Raw genomic sequence first — 23677 nt, forward strand, 5'->3', positions numbered from 1 at the left:
GGGCTTTATTGCGTCAAGGGATTAGGAACTAAGGAATAAGGATTCACAGATGCCCCAAAAATCACAGGCTCTTCCTCCTTTAAATCCGACAACAGGTTTTTATAAACGGTGGTTAAGTTTTCCTGCTGACAAAATCCTTCTCGTCTAAAGAGCCAGTCACAGGTCGGGCTCAGATCTGCACCGATCCTTGCTTCAATCACTGTTTTAAAAAGCGCCGGTCCATTTGCGCTGTTGGTCAGGCAGACTGCCGCTTGATTGGTTGCCAGGTTGATTGCTGCAAAATTTCGGCAAGTATTATTATCGCCCCAGTGAAAAGCGACCATAGAACCATCGGGGTTTTTCTGTAAGCCAATACCAAGCCCCCAACTCATTTGCTGCAAACTTGTCGTGGGGACTTGCTTCTTTATCGCCTTATCATCTTTGTCAGCAAGCTCAACTACCGGTTTAAACATCTGCTCTTTAATATAGGGATCGTTCACACAGGCTCTGAGAAATTTGCCGTAATCTTCGGCAGTGGTATACAAGGAGGCTCCTGGATGGATACCGAAAAAATGCTGATTGCTATCGACCTGGCCGGTTGCTGAATGGCCAACCGCCTGATTGTCTGAATTAGAAGGGGGAATAAAGCTACTATGGGTCATGCCCAACTTGGCAAATTCCTGCTGTGCCAAAATTTCCAGCGGAGGCCCTATGCGCTCCACAACTTCTCGCAAGAAGCGATAGGCTTCGCCAGAGTAATCAAATTTTTTACCGATGGGTGAAACAAAACAATAGCTTGCCGAATCATCAGGATTAAACTCATTTGGCAGTCCGCCCTGATGGGACAAGATCATTCTAGGTGTTAGCTTTTTATAGTTGTTAGCAAATTCCGCATCTTCATAAACTTGCTCGGGTTTCGAAATAGCATCAAAGGGTGGGCCATAGTCGCCGAATTGCTCATAGAGTGGTTTGTCTAAGTCTAGCTCGCCACGTTCAGCCATTTTTAATACAAGGTAGGCAAAGACTGGTTTTGATAAGGACGCGGCTTCAAAGATTGTTTCTTTGTTTACCTCTTGCTCCGTTTCTTTATTACTCAGACCTGCTGTTTCTGTTGTTAATTCGCCTGTCGCTGATACTGTGGCTATAGAAACGCCGGGGATCTTGGCTTGTTCTCTCATGAGCTCAAGTTGCAGAGGCTGAAAACGGCTAGGTTGAATACCATGAAAATTTGTTTTTCCTTCCAACTCTGCAAGATTGCGGGCAAAGCCATAGGTTTGGAAAAAATAATTAAAGGCATGGCCTAAGTGAATATGGGGCGAAATCAGTTGTTCTGCCAGAATATGGCCATTGTGAGAGTTGGCGAAATAGACGAGGGCTGTTTTTCGATCTAAGTCCACTGCGACCCAGGCGCGCCATTGACTCATGTCTCCAGCGTGAAAGGCTTTTTTACCCTGCTCATCGATTTGCATCCCCAAGCCTAAACCCCAGGCCAGCTTGCTTTTATCCTCATCCTCTACCTTAAGATCAACAGGCCAGTCATCGGGCAAATAACTCTCTACCATGAATTTATTAGGTTCAAAAGCGTATTGCATTGCTGGATCAGAGATCCACTTCCAAATGAATTTGGCGTAATCGCTGGCCGTAGTCCGCAGGCTATTGGCGCCCTGTGCTGTAAGTTCAGGTTGTTGTTCAGGGGGTATAAAGGTGGAGTTGGTCATATCACAGGGGGTAAAGACATATTCCTTAGCTAGGGTTTCCAGTTTTGCACCAGTAAGGGCCTCCAGGGTTTCCTGTAGGAAGGCGATACCAGGGCCAGAATAACCATAGTGAGTTCCTGGCTTAAATTGAAAGGGAATCAATCCCTTGCTGTCATCGTGGGTAATGGGTAAGCCCGTTGTATGGGCTAAGACCATTCTTGCGGTTAACTGACTTGCTTGCTCAGCATCTTCGGCACGAAATTTCTTTAACAGCTCTGGAAAAACCTGACATAAAGGCGTGTCTAAATCAAAGCCCTGGCTAAATTGTCCTAGCCCTGCTTTTGCCTTACCTGCTTTATTGCTTTCTATTAGCTTTAAAACCAAATAAGCGAATACCGGTTTGCTCAATGAAGCAGCGCCAAATTGCGTGTTCTCTTGGACCTCTTCGGAGCCCATAGTGCCTAGAAGCAAAGGAGCAGATAATTGTCCCTGCTCATTGATAGCGATGGCTGAAAGGCCAGGAATATCTGCTTCTCGCATGATGTTAGCAAGTTCAGCCTGTTTTTCTTCTGTAAGTAGTTTTGTTAGGTCTTTATCAGAGCTTGCCATAGGATCTCAGAGCTGGATTTTGGTTTCTTGATTATATTGCATCTCAATGAGTGGTTGGTTTCTAGGTAGGAAAGCTTACATTTATTTTTCAATAACGAAGTTGTTACCAGAAACCCCGAATTCCTGTGACTTGACCACGGGATCTGTACCATTGCTAGACCCCGCGGTCGCTGCCGCGTGGATTCGATAGTTATTTCGCCGCATCAGGCAAAAAACCACCCACTTGAGCATCCCAGAGTGTTTTGTATAAACCACCTTGTTGCAGCAGCTCAGCATGAGAACCATCTTCGACAATATGTCCCTTATCAAAAACCAAAATTCGGTCCATATGCAGTAAGGTTGACAGGCGATGGGCAATAACCAGCGTGGTCTTGTCTTGCATTAGTTCCCATAAACTATCTTGGATTTGTTTCTCGGTAATGGAATCAAGTTGGGAGGTTGCTTCATCCAGAATTAAGATGGGTGCATTCTTTAAAATAGCGCGCGCAATGGCAATCCGTTGCCGTTGGCCACCGGAAAGTTTGACTCCTCGCTCGCCAACTAAACTAGCGTAACCCTGCTCTAATTGGCTAATAAATTCATGGGCATGTGCTTTTTGCGCGGCGCTAATCACTTCCTCATCAGTTGCTTCTATTTTGCCGTAGCGAATATTGTCTTTTAGACTGCGATGAAAGAGGACAGGATCCTGGGGAATCATGGCGATTGCTGAGCGTAGGCTATCTTGGGTGATATCTCGCAGATCCTGTTGGTCAATAAGGATTTGGCCATCAGCGACATCATAGAGTCGCAAAATGAGATTTACAAAGGTTGATTTACCGCTCCCCGAATAGCCAACCAATCCTACTTTTTGGCCTGCGGCTATAGTGACAGACTTATCTTTAAACAGTGTTTCAGTGCCCTGGTATTGAAATTTAACCTTTACAAAATCAAGTTGCCCTCGGTTAACGAGCAATTCGCTTGCATCCTTTTTATCCTTGAGTTCATGCTGAATAATCAGGGATCTTAAACTTTGCTTGCATTTACCCTGAGCCTCGTTGAACACATCGACTTGGTACATGGTGTACCACATCATATGGCCTAGCTCCATTGAGATTCCCAAGATCAGGGCAAAATCACCAATGCTAATAAGGCCTTTATTATAGAGATGGATAAGTGAAAAGGCGGCAAAACCCATCATCAGAGCAATCATAGCACCCTGGGCACAGCAGAGTAATACGGTGTAGAGCTCCTTTCTCTGGAAGGCTTGTTGCACTTGAGTGAAAAAGAAATTCATGCGGCTTAGCTCATAGGTTTTGCGCGAAAAAATCCTGATATTGGCTTGGTTAGAAATGCTATCCACTAATTGACCAGAAAGTTGTGATTCACTATTGGCATGTTCATCAGCCAAATGCACCAAACGTTTCGATAAGACAAGGCTGACACTAGCAAAGGCGATAAACCAGAGGAATAAGATGTAAAAAAACAGGGCGTTGACATGATAAGCGGTGATAAACGATACGATGAGCAAAGAGCCACCGCGAATAAAATCAACGGAAACCCGATGCAAAATCGTCTCAATATTCTCAGCGAGGGTTGTCATTTGGTCAGCAATTCGTCCTGATAAATTATCCTGAAAATATTGATAAGACGAGCCCAGCACATAGTCAAAGGTTTGGCCAATAATTTGATTTTTTATAAGTGGCTCAAATTTATAATTTAGAAAACCAATAGAGCGCCAGGTTACATTGTCAAAAATGATAAAGTTCAAGACTAGCAAACCCGCTGTCCAATAAAGTTCAGACGTCTTGTCTGCAGGATTTGCGACCAGGGTATTGATCAGTGATTTAATCAACAGGCTATTAAAAGGGCCCCAAAAGCCGGCAAAGATCGCTAGGATAATAAACAGGCTAACAGCTCGTTTATAGGGTTTTAAGAAATGCCAAATGAAAGACCCTAAGTTGTTAGGTAAAAAGGTTGTATTCATAGTTGTACCTTGAATAAGCTAAAGCTGCTGTTATTGTTTCCGCTTAGGTACCGCGTTTTATGCGCGGTCGTAGGTCTAAATCAACGGCAAATTTCTTCATATAGGTCACGCCATGTCGGATTGAGCTCCTCAATCAAATTTAACTTCCATTGTCTGCACCAATTTTTGAATCGTTTCTCACGGCATGCGGCCTCTACATAGGTTTCATGCAATTCATAATAGACCAAATTATGTACATTATACTTGGCTGTAAATCCCTGAATTAAGTTATTTTTATGTTCCCAGACTCGTTTGATTAAATCAGATGACGAGCCAACATATTAAGGTGCCGTTGCGTTCGCTTGCCATAATATAGACATAAAATGATTGCATTTCTTTTCCTTTTTAGAGCATTGGACTCAATGAGATAATACCATTTAAGAAATAGAGATTACATCCATACCCTCCGCCTACGTACCGCGCTTTATGCGCGGTATCCAGGGGATCTTGCTTTAGGAAATAAACTCGTTTTGTACACTAGCCTCTGCCTGGATACCGCGCATAAAGCGCGGTACGTAGGCGTTTTTTCTTAGATGGTTGTACTCAATGCGCTCTGTCTATAATGCTGGATGCTTACTCGGCTGATGCTCTAAGTCTGCATCCAAGCTACATTTTATTCATGCAACAATGCGCTAAACTCTATAAAATCTTTTCGCACTATTAGCAAAAAGATCTTGCTGTTCTTGTATTGATAAGTCAGCCACTATTGCAAGATAGGCTTCGTATAAGGCTGAAACCCCTTTAGAGAGTTTGCTAATGGGTAGGTGGCTACCAAACATACAGCGTGAGGCGCCAAAGCGTTCAATAGTGGCTTTTATCCAGGGAGTGATTTGCTCTAAGGACCATTGCAGGCCAAAAATACATTCGATGGCTGTTATCTTGACAAATACATTCGGGCATTGGCTTAAATCCTGTACCTCTTTTTTCCATTTTTCAAAGCCAGAAGGGCTTTGATCAATTGGCCAGCCTAGACAGTGTAAAGCAAAATTGATTGTGGGGAATTTTTCCGCATAGTGCCTTACTAAGGGTATCTCCTGAGAATAAATTTCAAACTCAAAGCTATAAGGGTAGTCCTTAAGAATAGTAAAGGATTCTTCCACCATAGGTTCTTTAAGAGTATCTCCTCTCTCGGTATAACAATGTTGTGGATTGTTAGGATCCCAGAGCAAATGGTCACGCACAGCACGGACTATGGGGATTTCCAGGTATTCATCGAGTCGTTTTGCTAGGTTCTTATCGAGAAGACTAATGTTTGCAATCGCTGCTGAGGGATAATTGGTTTGCCTTGCCAGTTCCTGGGCAAATTGCATTTCTTTAAGGGGATCGGTAGAGACCAATTCAGCCATAACTAAATGCTCAATTTCAAAGCCTTGCATATCCTGCAAATAATCAGCAGGAAGGTAAGATTCGCCTAAACGATGGTGATAATTTTTTCCCCAAAGTAAGGCGAGCTTTTCATCATAATTTGCTAGGAAGGGGTGATTATTTATTTTTCTATCATAGAAATGAAAATGGGAGTCTACAATTTTTATCGTCATTTATTTTCCCCTTTAATTCAGTAAATCAGAACAGCTTACAAAAGCTATCTTTTTTGAGCCAATCCCCTAAACAACCGATAAAGTCTTTAATAGTGCGTTCATCTTCTCGCTTTTTAAGATAAGCCCAATGAAAATTCATGATCATATCGACCCCGGCGACATTTATAATTTTCAAAGGGTCTCCACACAGTCTTTCTTGCATAAAACTCCAGCCTATTCCGTAAGATACTAAGGACTTAATAGCATCGATAGTACTCACCCCCATACCCAGTTTAAGTGGCACATTCTGTTCATGAAATAAATCATCAACGACATCTCGAAGATAGACTCCACCTTCGGTCAGGATGGCAGGATATTGAGCGAGCTCAGAAAGCTCTATAGTATGCCTTGCCCTGCTCAACGGGTGGACTTTAGCAGCAACTGCTTTTAATTTTTCCTGCCACATTGGGGCGCTCAACAATATATTAGGTAGTGTTTTTTGCACAGGGCAAAGCGCTAAATCAATTAGACCGTAATTAAGATAATCGGCCATATCTTTTTCACTCATTGTCCTTAGGTGAATTTTCAATGTGGGGCGGGATTCTTGTAGGTGATAGATAAAAGCAGGTAAGACATAATGTGAAACATAAATAGAGGCACCAATAGTCAGGCTTTGTTGTGATTCAGAATTTTCTTCCTTGATGGAATGTATTAACCCATGATGAGAGGCAACAATTTGTCGCGCATAAGGAACAAGATTTTTTCCTGCCGGCGTTAAGGTAATGCGTGAACCCTGCATAATAAATAAACGGGCTTTAACCTCATTTTCTAATTTCTGAATCCGCTTGCTTATTGATGATTGGGTAACATGGAGTGCCTTAGCCGCTAAGGTAATTGAGTGGTATTCAATAACCGCTAGAAAACTTTTTAAATCGGAAATGTTCATTATTACAACCTTAGCTTGTTTTGTGTTGAGATGTTCCAACTAAAATAACTTCTCTAAGATATACTTATATTAGGCTATTTCAAAATGAATTAACCATTTTGTCCGAGGAAATGATGCAAGTTGTAACAAGCGTTCTGCTCGGTGGTGATGTAATGTTGGGGCGCTTGGTTAAAAAGGCGATTTTAAAATGCGGAGTTGATTATCCAATGGGTGATCTGTCTCCTTTACTGTGGCAGGCTGATTGTGTGTTGGTCAATTTGGAATGCGCGATAACTCGCAATCAAGCAATTTGGCCAGGCTCTGCTAAGGCCTTTTATTTTGGGGCTCCGCCTGAGGCGGCTATAAGCCTTGCAAATGCTAATGTAAAAATGGTTAGTCTAGCGAATAATCATATCCTTGATTATGACGTGCAAGGTTTGATTGATACTCTAATCTATCTCAAGAAAGAGCATATCGCCTATGCTGGGGCAGGGCTGAATAAGGAAGAGGCTTACTCACCCGGCTATCTAACTCTAAAAAAACAAAAAATTGCTATGGTTTCCTTCTGCGATCACCAAGACGACTTTGCTGCTAATTCTCAGTCGCCAGGCATGGCTTACTTAGAACTGAGTGATGAAAAAAAAGCCATTAGGCAATTGGAGCAAAGTTTAAAGGCAATGGATAGTGATACTGATTGGCCAATTTTATCGCTGCATTGGGGGCCAAATAAGGTGTTTCGGCCGTCTTCACATTTTATTCATATAGCCCATTTGGCAATCGATATGGGTTACAGATTACTTTTTGGTCATAGCGCGCATGTCTTTCAAGGCATTGAAATCTATAGAAATTGTCCAATTATTTATGCATCAGGTGATCTGGTTGATGATTATTATGTCGAGCCAGGATTAGACAATGATCATCAATTACTTTTCGAACTGAGAATTTCAGGGAACAGGATAGAGGAACTCAGGCTTCATCCCATTTTTATAGAATACTGTCGCAGCCTCCCTGCAAATCCAGAGCAGTTCACATACATTGCTGCACGAACGGAAAAATTATGTGGTGAGTTTGGGGTTGCTGTTGAGCAAAGAGGGCGTGAGCTTGTGATCTCCTTGTAATTTGTGTTTAGGCAAGCACTAAAATGGACGCTAAAGCTTTTACTAAAAAATCAATATCCTTGTAGGTATGTGCATGATTAATAAAGACTCTTAAGCGAGATTGATTGGCTGCGATTACCGGCGGTATTATGGCTTGTAGGTAAATATTTTTTTTACGCAGTTCCTTGCAGATATGAATGGTCATTTCCTCATCCCCAATAATAATAGGGATAATAGGAGAGCCTAGGTTTGATTTAACCTCAATAGCCTGTTCATTTAACTGTTGTATGAGGTAATTCGATAAATCTCGCAGCTGCTGAACTCTATCGGGATTTTGCTGTAGTTTTTCAAAAGAAGCTAAGGCTGCGGCAGTATCTGCGGGAGACAAACCACAACTGAATACAGAACCAGGAGAAGTGTATTTTAGGTAATTTATAAGTTGATGGTTGCCGGCAATATAACCTCCACAAGAAGCCATAGCCTTACTTAGGGTCCCCATCCATAAATCAACATCAGATCGATTAATTGAATAATGTTCTCCGATTCCTGCTCCTTTTTGACCTAATACGCCCAAAGAGTGGGCTTCATCAACATATAAAAAGAAGGGAAACTCATTTTTTAAGGCAACATATTTATCCAAGGGAGCAATATCGCCATCCATGCTAAAAATGCCCTCAGTCACAACCAGAGTTTTGTTAAATTGATGGCAAAAATCAGATAGTAAGTTACGCAAAGAATCTACATTATTATGGTTGAAAAATTTTAATTGAGCTCCAGAAAGTTGCGCGCCTTGAATTAAACTATTGTGGCTCAATTCATCTAATAAAATGAGGTCATCAGCTTGCATTAAATGGCCAATAGTTGTGACGTTAGTAGCATGGCCTGAATTAAAAATCAGGGCACTCTCTACATTTAAAAATCTAGCAATTGCCTGTTCCAGTTCGCGGTGTATTGTTTTTTGACCACCAGCTACGCGGCTGGCTGAAGCGGAGGTGCCATAGGTTTTTAGTGCCTTAATGGATGCATTGATAATGTCATTATCGTGAGCGAAACCAAGATAATTATATGAAGAAAAATTAAGCTGGCTTTGCCCTTCAATTTGTATGACAGAGGCAGGTAAACCATCACTTTCGCAAAAATAAAGATTCAAATCAGCCAATAAGGCAATTTGCTCTTCGACTGGTGGAACCAGAGGTTCTATCTCATATTGGGAATTTATCGCCAATCCAGGGAGTGATTTTTTGTTCAGAGTCTCATCGATAAATACTACGATTTCCTTAATGTTTCTAAGATTAATTAGTGTAGAAAAATCAATATTTATCTGTAACTTTCTTGTGAGCTCTCCGGCTAAAGTAATGGCATGAATTGAATTTAAACCATAGTGCACTAGATGAGTAGTTGGATTAATATCACGAGCATTTACTAGTAGTTCTTTAGCAACAATATCGGTTACCAAAAGATGAAGTTCAGTGTTATCCATATCGTATTTATTCGCTTTCTAAGAAATTAAATTTATTGTTGAGATAATCTTCTCTGCATTGGATGCGCTTTAACTTACCGCTCGTTGTTTTTGGCAGTGTTTTGGCTGCAATAAAAGAGATATTTTGTGGCGAGATAAAATGCTTTTCAATAATAAGTTCGCGAATGGTTTGGCGTAATAAAGATAGATTTGTGTTCAGTTTGCTTTTTATCTCAACCAAAATAATCAAGTTCTCACTAATTTCTGTTCTTACAGAAAAAGCAGCAATGTTACCTAATTTTATTTCTCCAAGCCCTGTTTTCACTGAACTTTCAATATCTTGCGAATAATGATTTAAGCCATTAATAATAATTAAATCTTTAATCCTACCGGTAATGAACAGCTCCTCCTTGTATTTAAAGCCTAGGTCGCCAGTGCGTACATAGTTGAAAGGGCTCTTTTCTTTAAGTTGCGCATTCAATTGTTGTTCTGATTCTTCTGAGTTATTCCAATAAGAGCGGGCAGCATTAGGACCATAAAACCATAACTCACCAATCTGACCATCGGTTAGAGGTTCTTTGGTTTCTGGGTCAGCAATGATTACCTGAGCACCAGCAGGGCAAAAACCGACGCTCACTATTTTTTGTGCTTCACTAGAGTCAGTTGCTATTTCTGCAATATGTTTCTCTATAAGCAGCTGTTTATTAAACTCTTTATAATAAGATTTTGCAGTTGATGGCAGACTGCAAACGTAGACGACTGCCTCGGCTAAACCATAACAGGGTGTAAAAATATCTTCGGTTAAGGAGTAGTCAGAAAATTTATTATGAAAATTAGTAAAAGTGTTTGGCTCTATTGTTTCTGCGCCACAAAATGCTAGGCGCCAACTACTGAGCCCAATTCCTTCAATCTCTTCAGCAGTTACTTTGTTTGTCAGCATTTTATAGGCGAAATCGGGGCCGCCTGAAACAGTGCCTTGATAAGTAGAAATAGCCTGTAACCAACGAGCAGGTTTTTGTAAAAAGGAAATGGGCGAAAAAAGCACAGCTCTAAACCCACCGTATAAGGGAAGGAAAATACCTGAGATCAATCCCATATCATGATAGGGGGGTAACCAGGAGACATAGATATCTTTTTCAGTAAAATGAGCGACCTCTTTTAATTGACTTAAATTAGCCAGCAGATTGCTATGTCTAATCACTACTCCCTTGGGACTTTTGGTGGAACCGGAAGTATATTGAATGTAAGCAATTTCATCGCTGGTGATCTGCGGCTTGACATAGGCAGCATGGTGCTTGTCATCGATTCTTGAGGTATTAATTATTTCTAATTGATTTAACTGTCGCGACACATTGATTAGAGCAGGATTTAATTTAGTCCCTAGGAGAGAAATCAGTGGGCTAAATAATTTTAATTTACGTAAATTCGTCTTAATTTTTTGATTGGTTAAAAATAGCTTGGTCTGTGAGTTATCTATTATTTTTTTTAAGGTTGAAGCCATCTCCTCGTTTAAGGGTGGATAGGCGGGAACAGGGATGGCTCCGGCATATAGGCAGCCAAACAAGGCAAAAATATATTCACAGCCTGGTTCATAGAGAATAATAACTGGCTTTTGATAACTATCATGAGCTTGTAGCTGGGCTGCTATTTTTTTTGCCTGGAAATCAACCATGATTGGCGTAATTTCCTGAACAGTGCCGTCCTGTTCTATAAAGCGATATAAGGCAAGATCGGGTTTTTTTCTAATAAGCTGATCTAAACTTTCCAAAATACTTAAATTGTTCATAACAACGGTTGTCCCTCAAGCGATTTTGCATAAACGCGATAGCTGAGTTCATTGGCCTAGTGACCTCTAAAATCCAAGCACATTCTATATTACTCATGCTAAGTTCACCACAGATCTGGCTAGATTGCCTTTGTACTACTAACTCCTAATCCCCGCGGCTTGACCTATAGGTATCTACACAAATGTCTGTAATAAGGTCACGTCCCTCCTTGTTTCAACACTACGTCATCCAGAGCGCAGCGAAGGATCTCTGGGATTAGCACCGCGCCCCATTCAGGAGATCCTTCGCTGCGCTCCGGATGACGTGGCTTAGGGGGACAGAGCTGATCTATTACAAACACTTGTGTAGATACCTATAGGTCAAGCCGCGGGAATTAGAATATTTGGGGGGGGATTGCTAAAAAACAAATTTCTTCAATAGTCTTTAATATTTTTGTCGCAAACTGTCTTTTACAATACACTTTTGAAATTAGCTCTTTTCTATGAACACGATGGCAAGAAGAAATATTTTAATTACAGGGGCAAGTCGAGGAATTGGTGAGCAACTTGCCTTAATTTATGCGGAGGAGGGCGTTAATTTAATTTTATTAGCGCGGGATAGGGACAGGCTATCCGCTGTAGCTCAGCGCTGTTTAGCGAAAAACGCAAGAGTTCTGACTCAATGCATAGATTGTTCTGACGATATTTCTTTAAAGAATTTTATAGTAGAAATAGATGAGCAATATCCCATTGATTTAGTCATTGCTAATGCCGGAGTTTCTTGTACTCTCAGCGAAGGTTGGCAAATGGAGGATGAAAGCTTAAGAGAGGAGGTTTTACGTGTGAATGTGCAAGGAAGTCTTGCCACAATCAATCCGCTCATTAACCGGATGATCAAAAGAAAATCAGGCCAAATTGTGTTCATGAGCTCACTAGCTGCTTTAAGAGGTTTGCCTCAGTCCCCAAGTTATTGTGCCTCCAAAGCTTATCTGAGTATTTACGCTCAATCATTAAGAGCCTGGTTAAAGCGATATAATATCCATGTTTCTGTTATTTATCCTGGTTATGTAGATACTGATATGTCTAGAAAATTATCAGGCCCCAAACCTTTGCTGTTATCCAGTGAGAAAGCCGCGCAAGTCATCAAAAAAGGGCTCTCTCGCAATAAAGCATGTATTGCCTTTCCTCGCCCCCTGTATTGGCTTACTAGAATGAGTCACTTGCTGCCAGCTGTCTTTGTTAATTACATTTTAAATCGCTATGAATCCTGCGTATCTTGAATATTCTTATCGTATCAGTTAGATTTCCATCCTTTCGGATTTTTATATGTTTTTTCTGTAAACATCCCCAAATATTACAGGACGTTATCTTGAATAAAGTGAGCGATTTCCTTTGTATAAGTAGGTAGCTAACGAAGATGAGTAAACGTAGATTTTTGCTGCTTCAAGGGGTTGCTTCTCCTTTTTTTGCACGCTTAGGCGATAAGCTTCAGGAACAAGGGCATTCTGTTTTCAAAATTAATTTTAATGGTGGTGATCTTGCCTATTGGGGAACTCGCTCTGCTTGGTCATATCGGCAAGATATCAAAGATCTTCCTGATTATTTAAATCAAAAATATTCCCAATTTGCCATTACTGATCAAATACTTTTTGGTGACTGTCGACCTATCCATCAAGTGGCTACAAGCTGTGCAATAACACCAGGTATCCGTACCCATGTCTTTGAAGAAGGGTATTTTAGGCCTTATTGGGTTACCTTAGAGCAAGGAGGGGTTAATAAAAATTCGCGCTTACCTCGTTGTTCTAAATGGTTTTGGGAGGTTGGTAAGCATGTGCCAGAGTATCAAGATGGCGTTGCTTTTTCTCCGTCATTTAGGGCCCGTGTTGTGCACGATGTTTGCTATCGTCTAGCTGGTATCTCTAATCCTATATTGTTTTCAAAGTACAAGACACACAAAGGAGTAATCGCAGTTGTCGCTGGTATGGCCTACGCTCGAAGGTTCTCTCAATTACTTATAAAAGAACGCCAGGAAGCTAAGAAAAAAATAGCAAAATTATTGGAGGAGGGTGTTCCTTACTTTTTTTTACCTTTGCAAATAAGTGATGATGCGCAAATCACCTCTCATTCTTCCTTTAGTAATATGAGCGAAGTTATTTTGACGGTAATGACCTCTTTTGCAAAAAATGTGCCTGCCAATACGAGCTTAGTTATTAAAAATCATCCCTTAGATTATGGATTAACCAATTATGCTGCCGTCATTAAAAAATTAGCTAAGGAGCTCTGCTTAGAGAATCGAATTGTTTATCTTGAAAGTGGTGATTTAAATTGCTTAGTGCAAGAGGCCTTAGGAGTGATCACTGTGAATAGTACGGTTGGCTCTTTTGCTTTAGGACTCGGTTGCCCAACTATCGCACTTGCAGATGCAATTTATAATTTACCCGATTTAACCTTTCAAGGCGCTTTGGATGATTTTTGGGGCACCCTTATAAAGCCAAACGCACAACTCTATCAGCGATTTCGTAATACTGTAATTCATACAACTCAAATAAACGGTGGTTTCTATTCTAAGTCCTCTATAAAAATGGCTGTAGAGAATTGCTTAACGACATTAACACAAAGGAAAACCTCATTAGATTTGCTACTATGAGAACAACAAAGTAAACGAGGATGATGAGAGGTAGGAGTGTATGGGGGATAGAGATATTGTTGTTCGTGCTGTAACTAATTTTGTACAAAAACGCGCTTTTATTGCTGTTCCATGGACGATTCATGCCCATGACCCTAATTGGATTCCTCCGCTACGACAAACTGTGGCGAAAATGCTGAATACAAGGAAACATCCCTTTTATCAACAGGCAGAACTGGCTTTGTGGATTGCTTATGAGGATAACCAGCCTCTAGGGCGAATTGCCGCGATCTTAAATCATCGACATAATCAATATAACCGGGAGCAAACAGTCTTCTGGGGATTCTTTGAGTCTGTAAATTGCTCAGAAGTAGCTGCTGCCTTGTTTTTAGAGGTAGAACTCTGGGCGAGAACTAAAAATGCACAACAATTAAAAGGGCCTGTTAATCTTTCTTTGAACTATGAATGCGGCATGCAGATTTCTGCCTTTGATTCGAAACCCTTTCTGATGATGACGCAAAATCCTGAGTATTATCCTCAGCTGATCGAGTCCTTAGAACATCGCAAAGCCATCGATACCTATGCCTGGTTAATTGATTATAAAACAATCAATATTCATCCTCGGATAAGCAGGATAAGGGGAAAATTATTAGATAACCCCGATATTGTTATGCGTCCTATTAATATGAAAAATTATTATAAAGACGCTGAAATGGTTATTGAAATCTACAATGATGCTTGGGCTGATAATTGGGGATTTGTCCCTCAGTCTGCAGAAGAGCTTCATTATATGATTAAAGAATTAAAAAATATCATTATCTCAAAGCTTGCCTATATTATTACTGTGCAAGGAGAGCCTGCTGCTTTTTCAGTCTGCCTGCCTAATATCAATCAAGTCCTGCATACCATCCCTAATGGAAAATTGCTGCCAACTGGCCTGTTCAAGCTTTTATGGTATTTAAAGAGTCGCAAAATAAACATGGAAGGGCGTATCCCTTTGTTAGGCATTAAGAAAAAATTTAGTCATTTGCCACTAGGCTCAATGCTGTATGCAAAATACGGTGAGGTTTGTGCTGAGTTAGAGATGGGGAATATAGAGTGCTCTTGGATTTTGGAAACGAATAAGTCAATGAATTTTGCTCTAAAGCACATCAATGCTAAACCTTATAAAACATATCGTATCTATGAGAAGATGCTTTAGTAGTTTTCAGATAGGACATAATTGAGTGTTGAGTTATTTAATATGCATTATCAGTAGTTTTCTATTAACGTTCTTTCTGGAACGATTTCTTAAGCCAAAAACTCGCTGGGTATGGCAACGTTCCCTTGCCGCATTTTTAGTGCATACAGGCGTGTATTTATTTGCTTTCATCTTGATAATGCTGCTTTTTCACCGCGTGTATTTTTCTTCGATCTTGGCTGCCCTTATCTTCTTGCTATTGGTATTGGTTAGTAACGCAAAATACAGGTCAATGAGAGAAGTTCTTGTCTTTCAGGATCTTGGGTATTTTACGGCTGTAATGAAACACCCCAGATTATATCTACCCTATTTGGGGCTAGGGCGTTTTTTGCTGCTACTAGGATTGTTTTTTAGCATCGTCTATTTTGATCTGCTTATGGAGTTCTCCTTACTAGAGCTAGTGAATGTTCAGATTTTCTATTCCGTGCTAGGCGCTTCTCTTTTAATGGTCGTTCTACTATTAATGAGTAGTTATCGTTATTTGCAATTACCAACCTTTAATCCAACTACAGATTTATTAGAGCAGGGCTTATTGAGTAGTTTTTTTTCATATAGGATGGCTGAGCGAGGAGAAAACAGTTTCATTAATGTAGCAGCGAAAATCCCAGCTAAGCCGAGCCATTCCTGCCCCAATTTGCTTGTAGTGCAGAGCGAGTCTTTTTTTGATGCCAGGTGTTTATATCCAGGAATTTCACCAGAAGTTTTAGCAGCCTTTGATAAGATAAAAGCTGCTTCGCTACAGTATGGTCGTGTTGAAGTCCCTGCCTGGGGCGCTAACACGGTGCGCACAGAGTTTTCTTTTCTATCTGGTTTAGATCTAAATAAATTAGGGGTTCATAAATTTAATCCATACAGGAAGATAACTAATCAAGCTCTTGTTACCTTGGTAAGCGAGCTGCGTCAATTAGGTTATCGTACGGTTTGTGTCCATCCCTATTCGCAAAAATTCTATTCTCGTCATAAGGTCTATCCTCTAATGGGATTTGATGAGTTCATTGATATTAGTCAGTTTAAGAAAGACGATTATATTGGTCCTTATATTGGCGATCTTGCTGTTGCAGAAAAGGTTTGTCATTTATTAGATAAATACACAGATAAACCCTTATTCATCTTTATAATTACCATGGAAAATCATGGTCCCTTACATTTAGAACAGATTAATCCTGGAGATGAAAAGCAATTTTATCTGCAAAGCCCCCCTAAAGGATGTGATGACTTAACCTTATATCTGCGTCATTTATCTAATGCCGATAAAATGATCCAAGTTTTATGGAATAAGTTAGATTCCTTATCGAAGAAGACTCTTTTTTGCTGGTATGGTGATCATGTTCCAATTATGTCGGAGGCTTATTCGATTTTAAGTGCTCCTGAGGGTGCTACTGATTATTTTTTATGGTCGAATCAAAAGGATTTAGATAAAAAGGCTTTAAACCAAGACCTTGCTATTTATGAATTATCTAGCTTAATCAAGTGGCATTTGTTTCAGGAGCGATAAAACTATTACAGCGAAACCCGGGAAGTCTGACCACTGCTCCCGGATTTCGCTTAAAGTACAGTTTTGAAAATCAAACTGGTCAAATTTACACGAACCCTGATTCAGGGTGATAACTTCTCAAAATGCGTAGTCACTGTAATTTTCACTTAATTTCTTAGCACTATTCTTTCGGCTCTGATCACATGCCCAAACCGCAGTGAAACTTATTTTGTCCAAATTGGAATAAAATAGCGCCAAAAAAACTTTTTTAATGTCATTTTGTGAGGCTGACTAATTTAGCAGGGTTAGCCATTTGGAATTTTTTTTATCTATAGGTACCCTATGTCACAGGAAAAAATGGAACTGGATCTTTCCCGTTCACTTGTAAAAATTACAGCATCTGTAACCCGTCCTTCCGTTTTGGAGCCATGGAAGACCCAAATTTCATCGCATACTCTTACGGGCTGCATTATCGAGCAAAATCAGGAAAAATTTATTCTGACCAGCTCAACTAAGCTCGCCCATGCAACGCACGTTAAAGGAAACTTTTCTGAGGAATCAAATTTTCTTAGGATGGAAATAGTGACAATTGATCACAGTTGCAATTTGGCTCTGCTTAAATGTTCTGCCCCAGAGTTTGTAGAGCGAGCTGTCCCGCTGGCATTGGCTGATAAATTACCAAATAGAAGAGCAAAGGGAGAGATTCACTATATCCATGACAATTACATTTCATCGTCTCCTGCACGCATTAGAGGTATTGAGAGTAATTCCCAGGGATTTATGAAACTGTCATTTGAAAATAAGAATAATATGGATGAAGGGCCTCTTATCCATGACAGTAAAATTACCGGGTTTTCTCTTGGTTTTGGAGATGCAATTCCTCTGCCAATAATCCAGCATTTTATTCTTCATCCTGGTGGATTTCCCATGCTGCCTTTTTCCATGCAACTTATAAAAAGTCCCTTGATGAAACAGAAATACGGATTAGTGGAAAAAAATCAGGGCGCTCTTTTGATTTTAGATACCAATCCACTCCTTCACGATGATGCTTTAAGGCCTGGTGATGTAGTGATGGCAATAGATGGCTATTCTTTGCTAACTGATGGAACAGTCAAGCATCCAGATTATGAAAGACCTGTCTCTTATAACCATCTGATTCAAATGCACGGATTGGGAGATATGCTTGGGCTTCAAATAAAAAGGGAGCATCAGGATATAATGGTGACAACGCAGTTAAATACAAAGATTAATCAAAATCATATAGTAAAAACTAATCTAGAAAATTATGATTATTTTGCAGCACATGGCGTCATATTTGTCCCCCTTACTAAAGAGTACATTGAGGCAGCATGTCTAAATTTCCCTCATCATACAAGACAATCACCTCAATTTTTATTGCTTCAAGAAAAACTAAAGGCTCAAAAATCGGATGACATAAGCAAATATTTTACAGTTTGTAAGGTTATACCCTGTGAAGATACCCTTGGGCTGGAAATGTATACTAATTATGTGATTAAAACTATCAATGACCAACCAATAAAGAATTTTAATGATTTAATTTCAATTCTCAATCAGAGACCGGAGGATGGCCTACATGCCATTGTTTTTGAAGATAACAAGCAAATGGTATTGAAACACCTGGATGTTGCTCAGAATCTTAAATTATTAAATTCCTCAGGATACGTCACCAATGCACCTGCTTCTCTTTTGCAAAAAAACGGAAGGCCCAAGAGAAAAGTTGATTCAGATGAAAATCAAAGACCGAAAAAAAGACCTGGCATTCTAGAAGTTAACAAAGATGATGTCTCTAAGGCCATCAGTAGCATGCAAGGAGAACTTCTCCAGAAAGGATTTGATCTATTCAGCACAACAAAAGCCCTAAATTCAAACCGATTTGAAATAAGTCCTGCTCCCGAACCAATAAAAGCTGATTTGAATTGGTCAGTCGTAAAATTAAAAATAACTGTAAAAGGAATTGATTTTCAAACACCGTGGTCTGCTTCAACTCAAACTGGCGTGGGTACAGGATTCGTCATTGAACACGAAGGGAAAAAAGTCATTATTACCAATGCACATTGTGCAACCAATATAACCCATCTTAGCGTCCAGTTTCCAAAGGATCCTACTCAATATGAAGTTAAACTTCTTGCAATCAATCATTACTATGATTTAGCCATCTTAGACTGTCAAAATCCAGAATTTCTGAACAAGGCGATTCCCATGGCGCTTGCTGATAGTTTGCCAGAAAATCAAAATAACAAAATGGAAATAATGGTTCATGGATTTCCTGCCGGCAGAGACTTTACGGAAACTTCGGGACATATTACTCGTATAGAAACTAATATAAATGCGCATAGCCGAGAACCCATGCTTAGTTTAAAACTTGATGTTACACAACAACCTGGAAATAGTGGGGGGCCTGTCACCCACAAAGGGAAGGTGGTAGGAGTCGCTAATCAGGGGCCTACAGTAATGCAGGGTACTAGTGGTTTTGCTGGAGCAATTCCTTTACCCATTTTGAAGCACTTTCTAGCCCATCCTAAGGTGCTTCCTTCCTTGAAATTTGGTGCTATGCCTATGATAAATCCCTGTCTGAGAGAAAAATACAGTTCCGTTAATAGTAAGTTGGGAATTTTAGTAATTAAGACGGAAGAAGGTACCAGTGCTGCTGAGTCATTAAGGGTAAATGATGTCATCCTTTCCATTGACGGATACCCCGTTATGACGGACGGAAAAATGCTGCATCCCGTGTCTAAAGAGCCGATTATGTATACTCATGCAATCCAGATGCATGCTTTTGGAGAAACAGTTGAATTAGCAGTTTTGAGAGATAAAGAAATACTGACAGTAAAAATTCCCCTATTAGACAAACCACGCATGCTGGTAAAAGAACTGTATGAAGATGATAAGAATAAGCGATCTGATTATTTTGCAGCTCATGGTCTCGTTTTTGTACGCCTTTCAAAAGATTATATTAGAAAGATGGAGGCTGGTTTGGCCGGGAGTGAGCTTTATACTCTATCAAAAGAACTTGAGAATTCAAAAACGGAAAAGGTCAAACATAAGGTTGTTATATCCACGATCCTTGACTGCGAATACACCGAAGGCTATGAAAATGGTTTTAAAAATAGCATCGTTGAAACAGTAGATGGTGTGCAGCTAAAGGATCTCTACCATCTTATGCATCTTTTAATGCAGGTTCCAGAGAATGGATTGCATACCCTTGTTCTTTCAAATAAACAGGAAATTGTATTAAAGCATCTAACTCCAGAGGAGAATAAGGCTTTATTACTGTCTTTCAGAATTGATGCACCACAAGCTCCAGAGCCACTTCTGAATCGATATGCTAATTTCTGGAAAAAACCAGCCCCCGCATCTACTGATCAACAGCTTAGGTCTGATCAGGAAATAGAGCCAAAGAAGAATTTATGGGTGTAGGGGTAGCAATCCCATCCGCGCCAGAATTTACGGTTTGACGCCCAGCTGTGTTCTAAAACCGTAAATTAAGCAGTTAGAGAAGAATGAGCACTCACTCTTCTCTAACTGCTTGGTATCAACGGTTGTGAATTTGTCATCTTTAGTATCTATAGGTGTCAATAGAGGACCGGAACCTTCCTAAATGCTTACTAGCCCAAACAAGTAATATCCCCCACTTATTGCGCCAATAGGAAATCATTCATAAAGTAAATTCATTCAACAAACATGAGTTAATTAATAAAATTGAATGCTATAAAAAGGCTGCATTTATCAAAAGAAAAACGATTATTCATAGAAAAACGCTTTATCATTTAAACGACACCTCACCACAAGATCTTTCAATTCAAAGTCTTGCATGTTATTTGTCGGATCAAGCCTTAGCAAATTGCTAAATCCCTTATGGTTGGTAATAGTAAAATGAATCGTTTCAAATTGATTTGAGGCTTTGACCTCAGTGGCTAGGGAAAATTGCTCTTTGAACTGAGATTGATCTTGAGTGATATAAAATAATTGTGCGGTACTCGTCTGCGCGACTTTAATCGAGGCAGCAACGTCCAAGATTCTACATTTTCGCGTTTGCGCGAAATCCCCCATATTAATCACTAAATGTGGATCATCATTAGCCGCTTTAAACTGATAAGTCTTATCAGCTGATATGAGGCCTGTTGCATTAGATACAACCATTGAGCTGAAATTGCTTGGCTCTAAGCGAAATAAAGCTAAGGGCGATGTTTGTTCCAAGGGGATTGGTGATAATTGAAAGGGAAGACTACGAGTAAATGCCGCATTTAATATCACTGCATTGATTAATCCCTTCCTGAGATCAACAAAATGTAAATCTGGACATAGTAGTTCACTATCTACAGAACCATGACCTATTAAACATTTAAGGCCATTAGAGCGTTGCACAGCGTTATCTTCATAATATTGTGGATGATTTAGGGCACCGGCATAGATTATTAAAAATACAGCTACACAATTAGTAATTAAAAAAGGCTTAACTTTTTCCTTAAATCTATAGAAAAAAACAGTAATAACCCAGGGCCATAAAAGGGTTATCCAGAAATAATGGAATCTTGGGAAACCATAAGCAAACATATCTCTATTGGTTATTATCTTTCCCGCGGGATAGAGGTATACACGACCAGCAGCAACAAGAAACAGATATACGGCAATAATAGAGAACAGCGATAGATAAATAACTCCTGTTTTAAGCGCTTCAGCTTTAGCGTTTTTAATTATAAATTTAATCGACAAATAACTGGCAACTAAACTTAAGAGGGTCGCAATTAATGCCATAGCGAAGGCAGGACGAAGATGTTCGGGGGTGAACATGAGTGAACGAGCTACTTTGCCCAGGATATAAAGCCAAAAGTTCTTTTCAATAGGCGTGCTAAAGGCTGTTCCACTATGAACACCATGTTGTACACCGAGTAAAATCCAAAGCTGGGCTAAGACAGAAACAACAGCAGGTATCAGTAAGACCAGGCCGGCATTTAACATAAATTTACCGTCGTTTTTATTCATAAAACGACTAATTAAAATAAAGAGTAAACTCTGGGTTAGTGAGCCAAAGGCGCCACTAATATATGAGAAGCCTGATAAAAGCCCGGAAATAAAAATTATTGAATAATTTAAAGATGCTCTCCAAGGTTCCCGCATGACTATATAAAGGATAGCTAGATTGAAAATCAGCGGTACTGCCTGAATGAAGGCACCATTAGTGCCTCCCCAATAGGTATCAGGCTGTAGTATTAGTAAGCTGAGGCTAAATGTTGATGCCCTGATTAATTGATTGGGAAGTACCAGGCTTAGCAGCTTCCATTGTAAGAATAGAAAAGCACCAAGAACTACAATCATAGAAATGAGTTGATAGGCAATACTATTGGCATCTAAATAATAATAAGAGAGCGCGTTAAAAATTCTATATAAGGGGGACATCGTGTCATTAACGGTATTGAATAAAATACGGGGGTTAAAGGAATTTAGAGTGCCATTAATGTAGTCACCCCATTCATCCGCGACAGGAATATCTATTCCATAGCGCAACCAAGAAATGGCATTTAAGGCTAAGCTGAGAATCGGTAATAACAATAAAAGGGTTGTAGCAAACTGGATCCATCGTTGTTTTTCTAGATACTTCCGCATGAATTTACCCTTATTAGGCACAAGATTTTTTGTAATAGGTCGGGCCTGATACCCTAAGGCGTTAAGGAAATTTGTCATTCCCGCGAAGGCGGGAATCTATCCTTACATTGGCACGGTGCTTCTTAGAAATAGATTCCCGCCTTCGCGGGAATGACAGAACCGGCAGTGTGCGTTAGGAGGTTAAGGCCAACCTACAAATTTTCGCGATTATAGCAACTAAACCTATAAATCTCGCCAATTATTAGGCACAAGATTTTTTGTAATAGGTCGGGCCTGATACCCTCACTGCCATTAAGTTAAGGACGATACATCAGAACCGTTCGGGCTGAAGGCCGTCTCGAAGCCTTGTACTCTGTGACGCTTGCGCACAGACCTCTCAAAGAACGGTGTCTGAAGGATAGATGAGGGGTTTCTGGTTCGAAGTTCTTTCCCGATATTTGCCCCAAAGGGGCTGAGTTGCTCAGCGCGAACGGTTTTAAATAATTCTTATCCATAACTGACGTTAACTTAACGGCAGTGCCTGATACCCTAAGGCGTTAAGGAAATTTGTCATTCCCGCGAAGGCGGGAATCTATCCTTACATTGGCACGGTGCTTCTTAGAAATAGATTCCCGCCTTCGCGGGAATGACAACTACCCTTAACTTAATGGTAGTGAGGGGAGAAGATGCCCGAAGGGCGGATGAGATGAAGAATTATGAAAGAAAATCTTGCCTATAAGCCATTTTTTATGCGGTTAATCAAGCCTGTTAATACCTGTTGCGGACCTAATTCCTCAAATATTGTCTCTCCTTGAGCCATTAGATAGCGAATCGACTGATTCCATAATACGGAATGAGTCATTTGTTTGGCTAAGGTTTTGGCAATATCCTGGTCATAGGGTTGGCCGCTGGTATTAGCGATGATTGTGATCATTGGCGCTGAGAAACTAAATTCTTGTAGAAACAACTCAAATTCTTGAGCTGCCTCTGCCATCATCGGTGAATGAAAGGCGCCACTTACATTGAGCTGAAGATATAAACTTGCTCCCGCTTGGGTGAAATAAGTTTCCGCGAGTTCAATCTTGGATTTAGGTCCTGAAATGACAATCTGCAAGTCGGAATTATAATTGGCTACGCTGAGTTGCTGCAGCTCAGGCTGTTCCAACACCTGGCGAATGGCTTGCTCATTTAAGCCAAGAACGGCAGCCATTTTACCGCCCGTTGCCTGACTCATCAGTTCAGCACGTTTTTGCACGATGCGTAGGCCTGTTTCAAAATCAAAAGCCCCCGCGGCATAAAGCGCGTTGAGTTCCCCCAAACTATGACCAACAACAAAATCTGGCAATACCGTGATTTCCTCCTGACGCTTCAAGTAAGAGAGTGCATTGACTACATAGAGTGCGGGTTGGGTGTAAAGGGTGTTATTCAGTAACTTATTCGGATCTTCCAGGCAAAGTGTCGTCATATCGTAACCCAGGATTTCATTGGCTAAGTTAAGATGTTGTGGAAATTTGGGAAACAGAGCCTTCCCCATTCCAATGATTTGCGACCCTTGTCCGGGAAACATGCAAGTTGTCATATTAAGAGCTCCCTAATGCCTTATAGATAGTTATAGACTATCTTAAAACAAAGTTTGTTATCCACAATTTCTGGGGATAAGTGTGTGGAAAGGGTGGGGGAGGA

14 protein-coding genes and 1 pseudogene are annotated in these 23677 nt (G+C 40.3%); 6 read left to right on the plus strand and 9 right to left on the minus strand.

The genetic code is table 11. The features are described from left to right. Positions 1–5 precede the first annotated feature (5 nt). The 5 genes and pseudogenes from BN1094_RS18775 to BN1094_RS06825 form a co-directional block, all read right to left on the minus strand. Positions 6–2285, minus strand: coding sequence for a serine hydrolase domain-containing protein (locus BN1094_RS18775; RefSeq protein ID WP_052403166.1), 2280 nt, complete (start codon positions 2283–2285; stop codon positions 6–8). Positions 2286–2475: 190 nt separating this feature from the next. After that, positions 2476–4248, minus strand: a complete 1773-nt coding sequence (locus tag BN1094_RS06815) for an ABC transporter ATP-binding protein (RefSeq protein WP_043873517.1) — start codon at positions 4246–4248, stop codon at positions 2476–2478. Positions 4249–4328: 80 nt separating this feature from the next. Continuing rightward, positions 4329–4620 (minus strand): annotated as a pseudogene (locus BN1094_RS19230) (GIY-YIG nuclease family protein). A gap of 299 nt (positions 4621–4919) precedes the next feature. Further along, positions 4920–5825, minus strand: a complete 906-nt coding sequence (locus BN1094_RS06820; RefSeq protein ID WP_043873518.1) for an amidohydrolase family protein — start codon at positions 5823–5825, stop codon at positions 4920–4922. 25 nt (positions 5826–5850) lie between these two features. Next, entirely contained in the window at positions 5851–6750 is a 900-nt protein-coding gene (locus BN1094_RS06825; RefSeq protein ID WP_043873519.1) for a LysR family transcriptional regulator, read from the minus strand. A 110-nt stretch (positions 6751–6860) separates the two neighbouring features. Here BN1094_RS06825 and BN1094_RS06830 point away from each other — a divergent pair, with 110 nt between their 5' ends. Next, positions 6861–7847 (plus strand): CapA family protein, encoded by a 987-nt coding sequence (locus BN1094_RS06830; protein ID WP_043873520.1) that lies wholly within the window; start codon positions 6861–6863, stop codon positions 7845–7847. A gap of 7 nt (positions 7848–7854) precedes the next feature. Here BN1094_RS06830 and BN1094_RS06835 read toward each other — a convergent pair whose 3' ends face one another. Together BN1094_RS06835 and BN1094_RS06840 are read right to left on the minus strand one after the other, a co-directional pair. Next, complete coding sequence (locus BN1094_RS06835; protein WP_052403168.1) at positions 7855–9306, minus strand: aminotransferase class I/II-fold pyridoxal phosphate-dependent enzyme; 1452 nt, start codon at positions 9304–9306, stop codon at positions 7855–7857. 7 nt (positions 9307–9313) lie between these two features. After that, complete coding sequence (locus tag BN1094_RS06840; protein WP_043873521.1) at positions 9314–11071, minus strand: fatty acyl-AMP ligase; 1758 nt, start codon at positions 11069–11071, stop codon at positions 9314–9316. Between the two features lie 491 nt (positions 11072–11562). Here BN1094_RS06840 and BN1094_RS06845 point away from each other — a divergent pair, with 491 nt between their 5' ends. From BN1094_RS06845 to BN1094_RS06865, 5 genes are all read left to right on the plus strand, one after another. Next, positions 11563–12330: an SDR family NAD(P)-dependent oxidoreductase gene (locus BN1094_RS06845; protein ID WP_052403169.1), complete on the plus strand. Its 768-nt coding sequence runs from the start codon at positions 11563–11565 to the stop codon at positions 12328–12330. 137 nt (positions 12331–12467) lie between these two features. Beyond that, positions 12468–13697 (plus strand): capsule biosynthesis protein, encoded by a 1230-nt coding sequence (locus BN1094_RS06850; RefSeq protein ID WP_043873523.1) that lies wholly within the window; start codon positions 12468–12470, stop codon positions 13695–13697. A gap of 40 nt (positions 13698–13737) precedes the next feature. Further along, positions 13738–14877, plus strand: a complete 1140-nt coding sequence (locus tag BN1094_RS06855; RefSeq protein ID WP_043873524.1) for a hypothetical protein — start codon at positions 13738–13740, stop codon at positions 14875–14877. Positions 14878–14902: 25 nt separating this feature from the next. Next, positions 14903–16411, plus strand: a complete 1509-nt coding sequence (locus BN1094_RS06860; protein ID WP_043873525.1) for an LTA synthase family protein — start codon at positions 14903–14905, stop codon at positions 16409–16411. Between the two features lie 321 nt (positions 16412–16732). Next, entirely contained in the window at positions 16733–19828 is a 3096-nt protein-coding gene (locus BN1094_RS06865) for a PDZ domain-containing protein (protein WP_043873526.1), read from the plus strand. A gap of 324 nt (positions 19829–20152) precedes the next feature. Here BN1094_RS06865 and BN1094_RS06870 read toward each other — a convergent pair whose 3' ends face one another. Further along, the gene (locus BN1094_RS06870) at positions 20153–22015 is read right to left on the minus strand and encodes a hypothetical protein (RefSeq protein WP_141650434.1); all 1863 of its coding nucleotides are present in this window, start codon (positions 22013–22015) and stop codon (positions 20153–20155) included. A 712-nt stretch (positions 22016–22727) separates the two neighbouring features. Beyond that, positions 22728–23573, minus strand: a complete 846-nt coding sequence (gene fabD, locus BN1094_RS06875; protein ID WP_043873528.1) for an ACP S-malonyltransferase — start codon at positions 23571–23573, stop codon at positions 22728–22730. Positions 23574–23677: the final 104 nt, after the last annotated feature.

Source organism: Legionella massiliensis, from assembly GCF_000756815.1.
Lineage (GTDB): Bacteria > Pseudomonadota > Gammaproteobacteria > Legionellales > Legionellaceae > Tatlockia > Tatlockia massiliensis.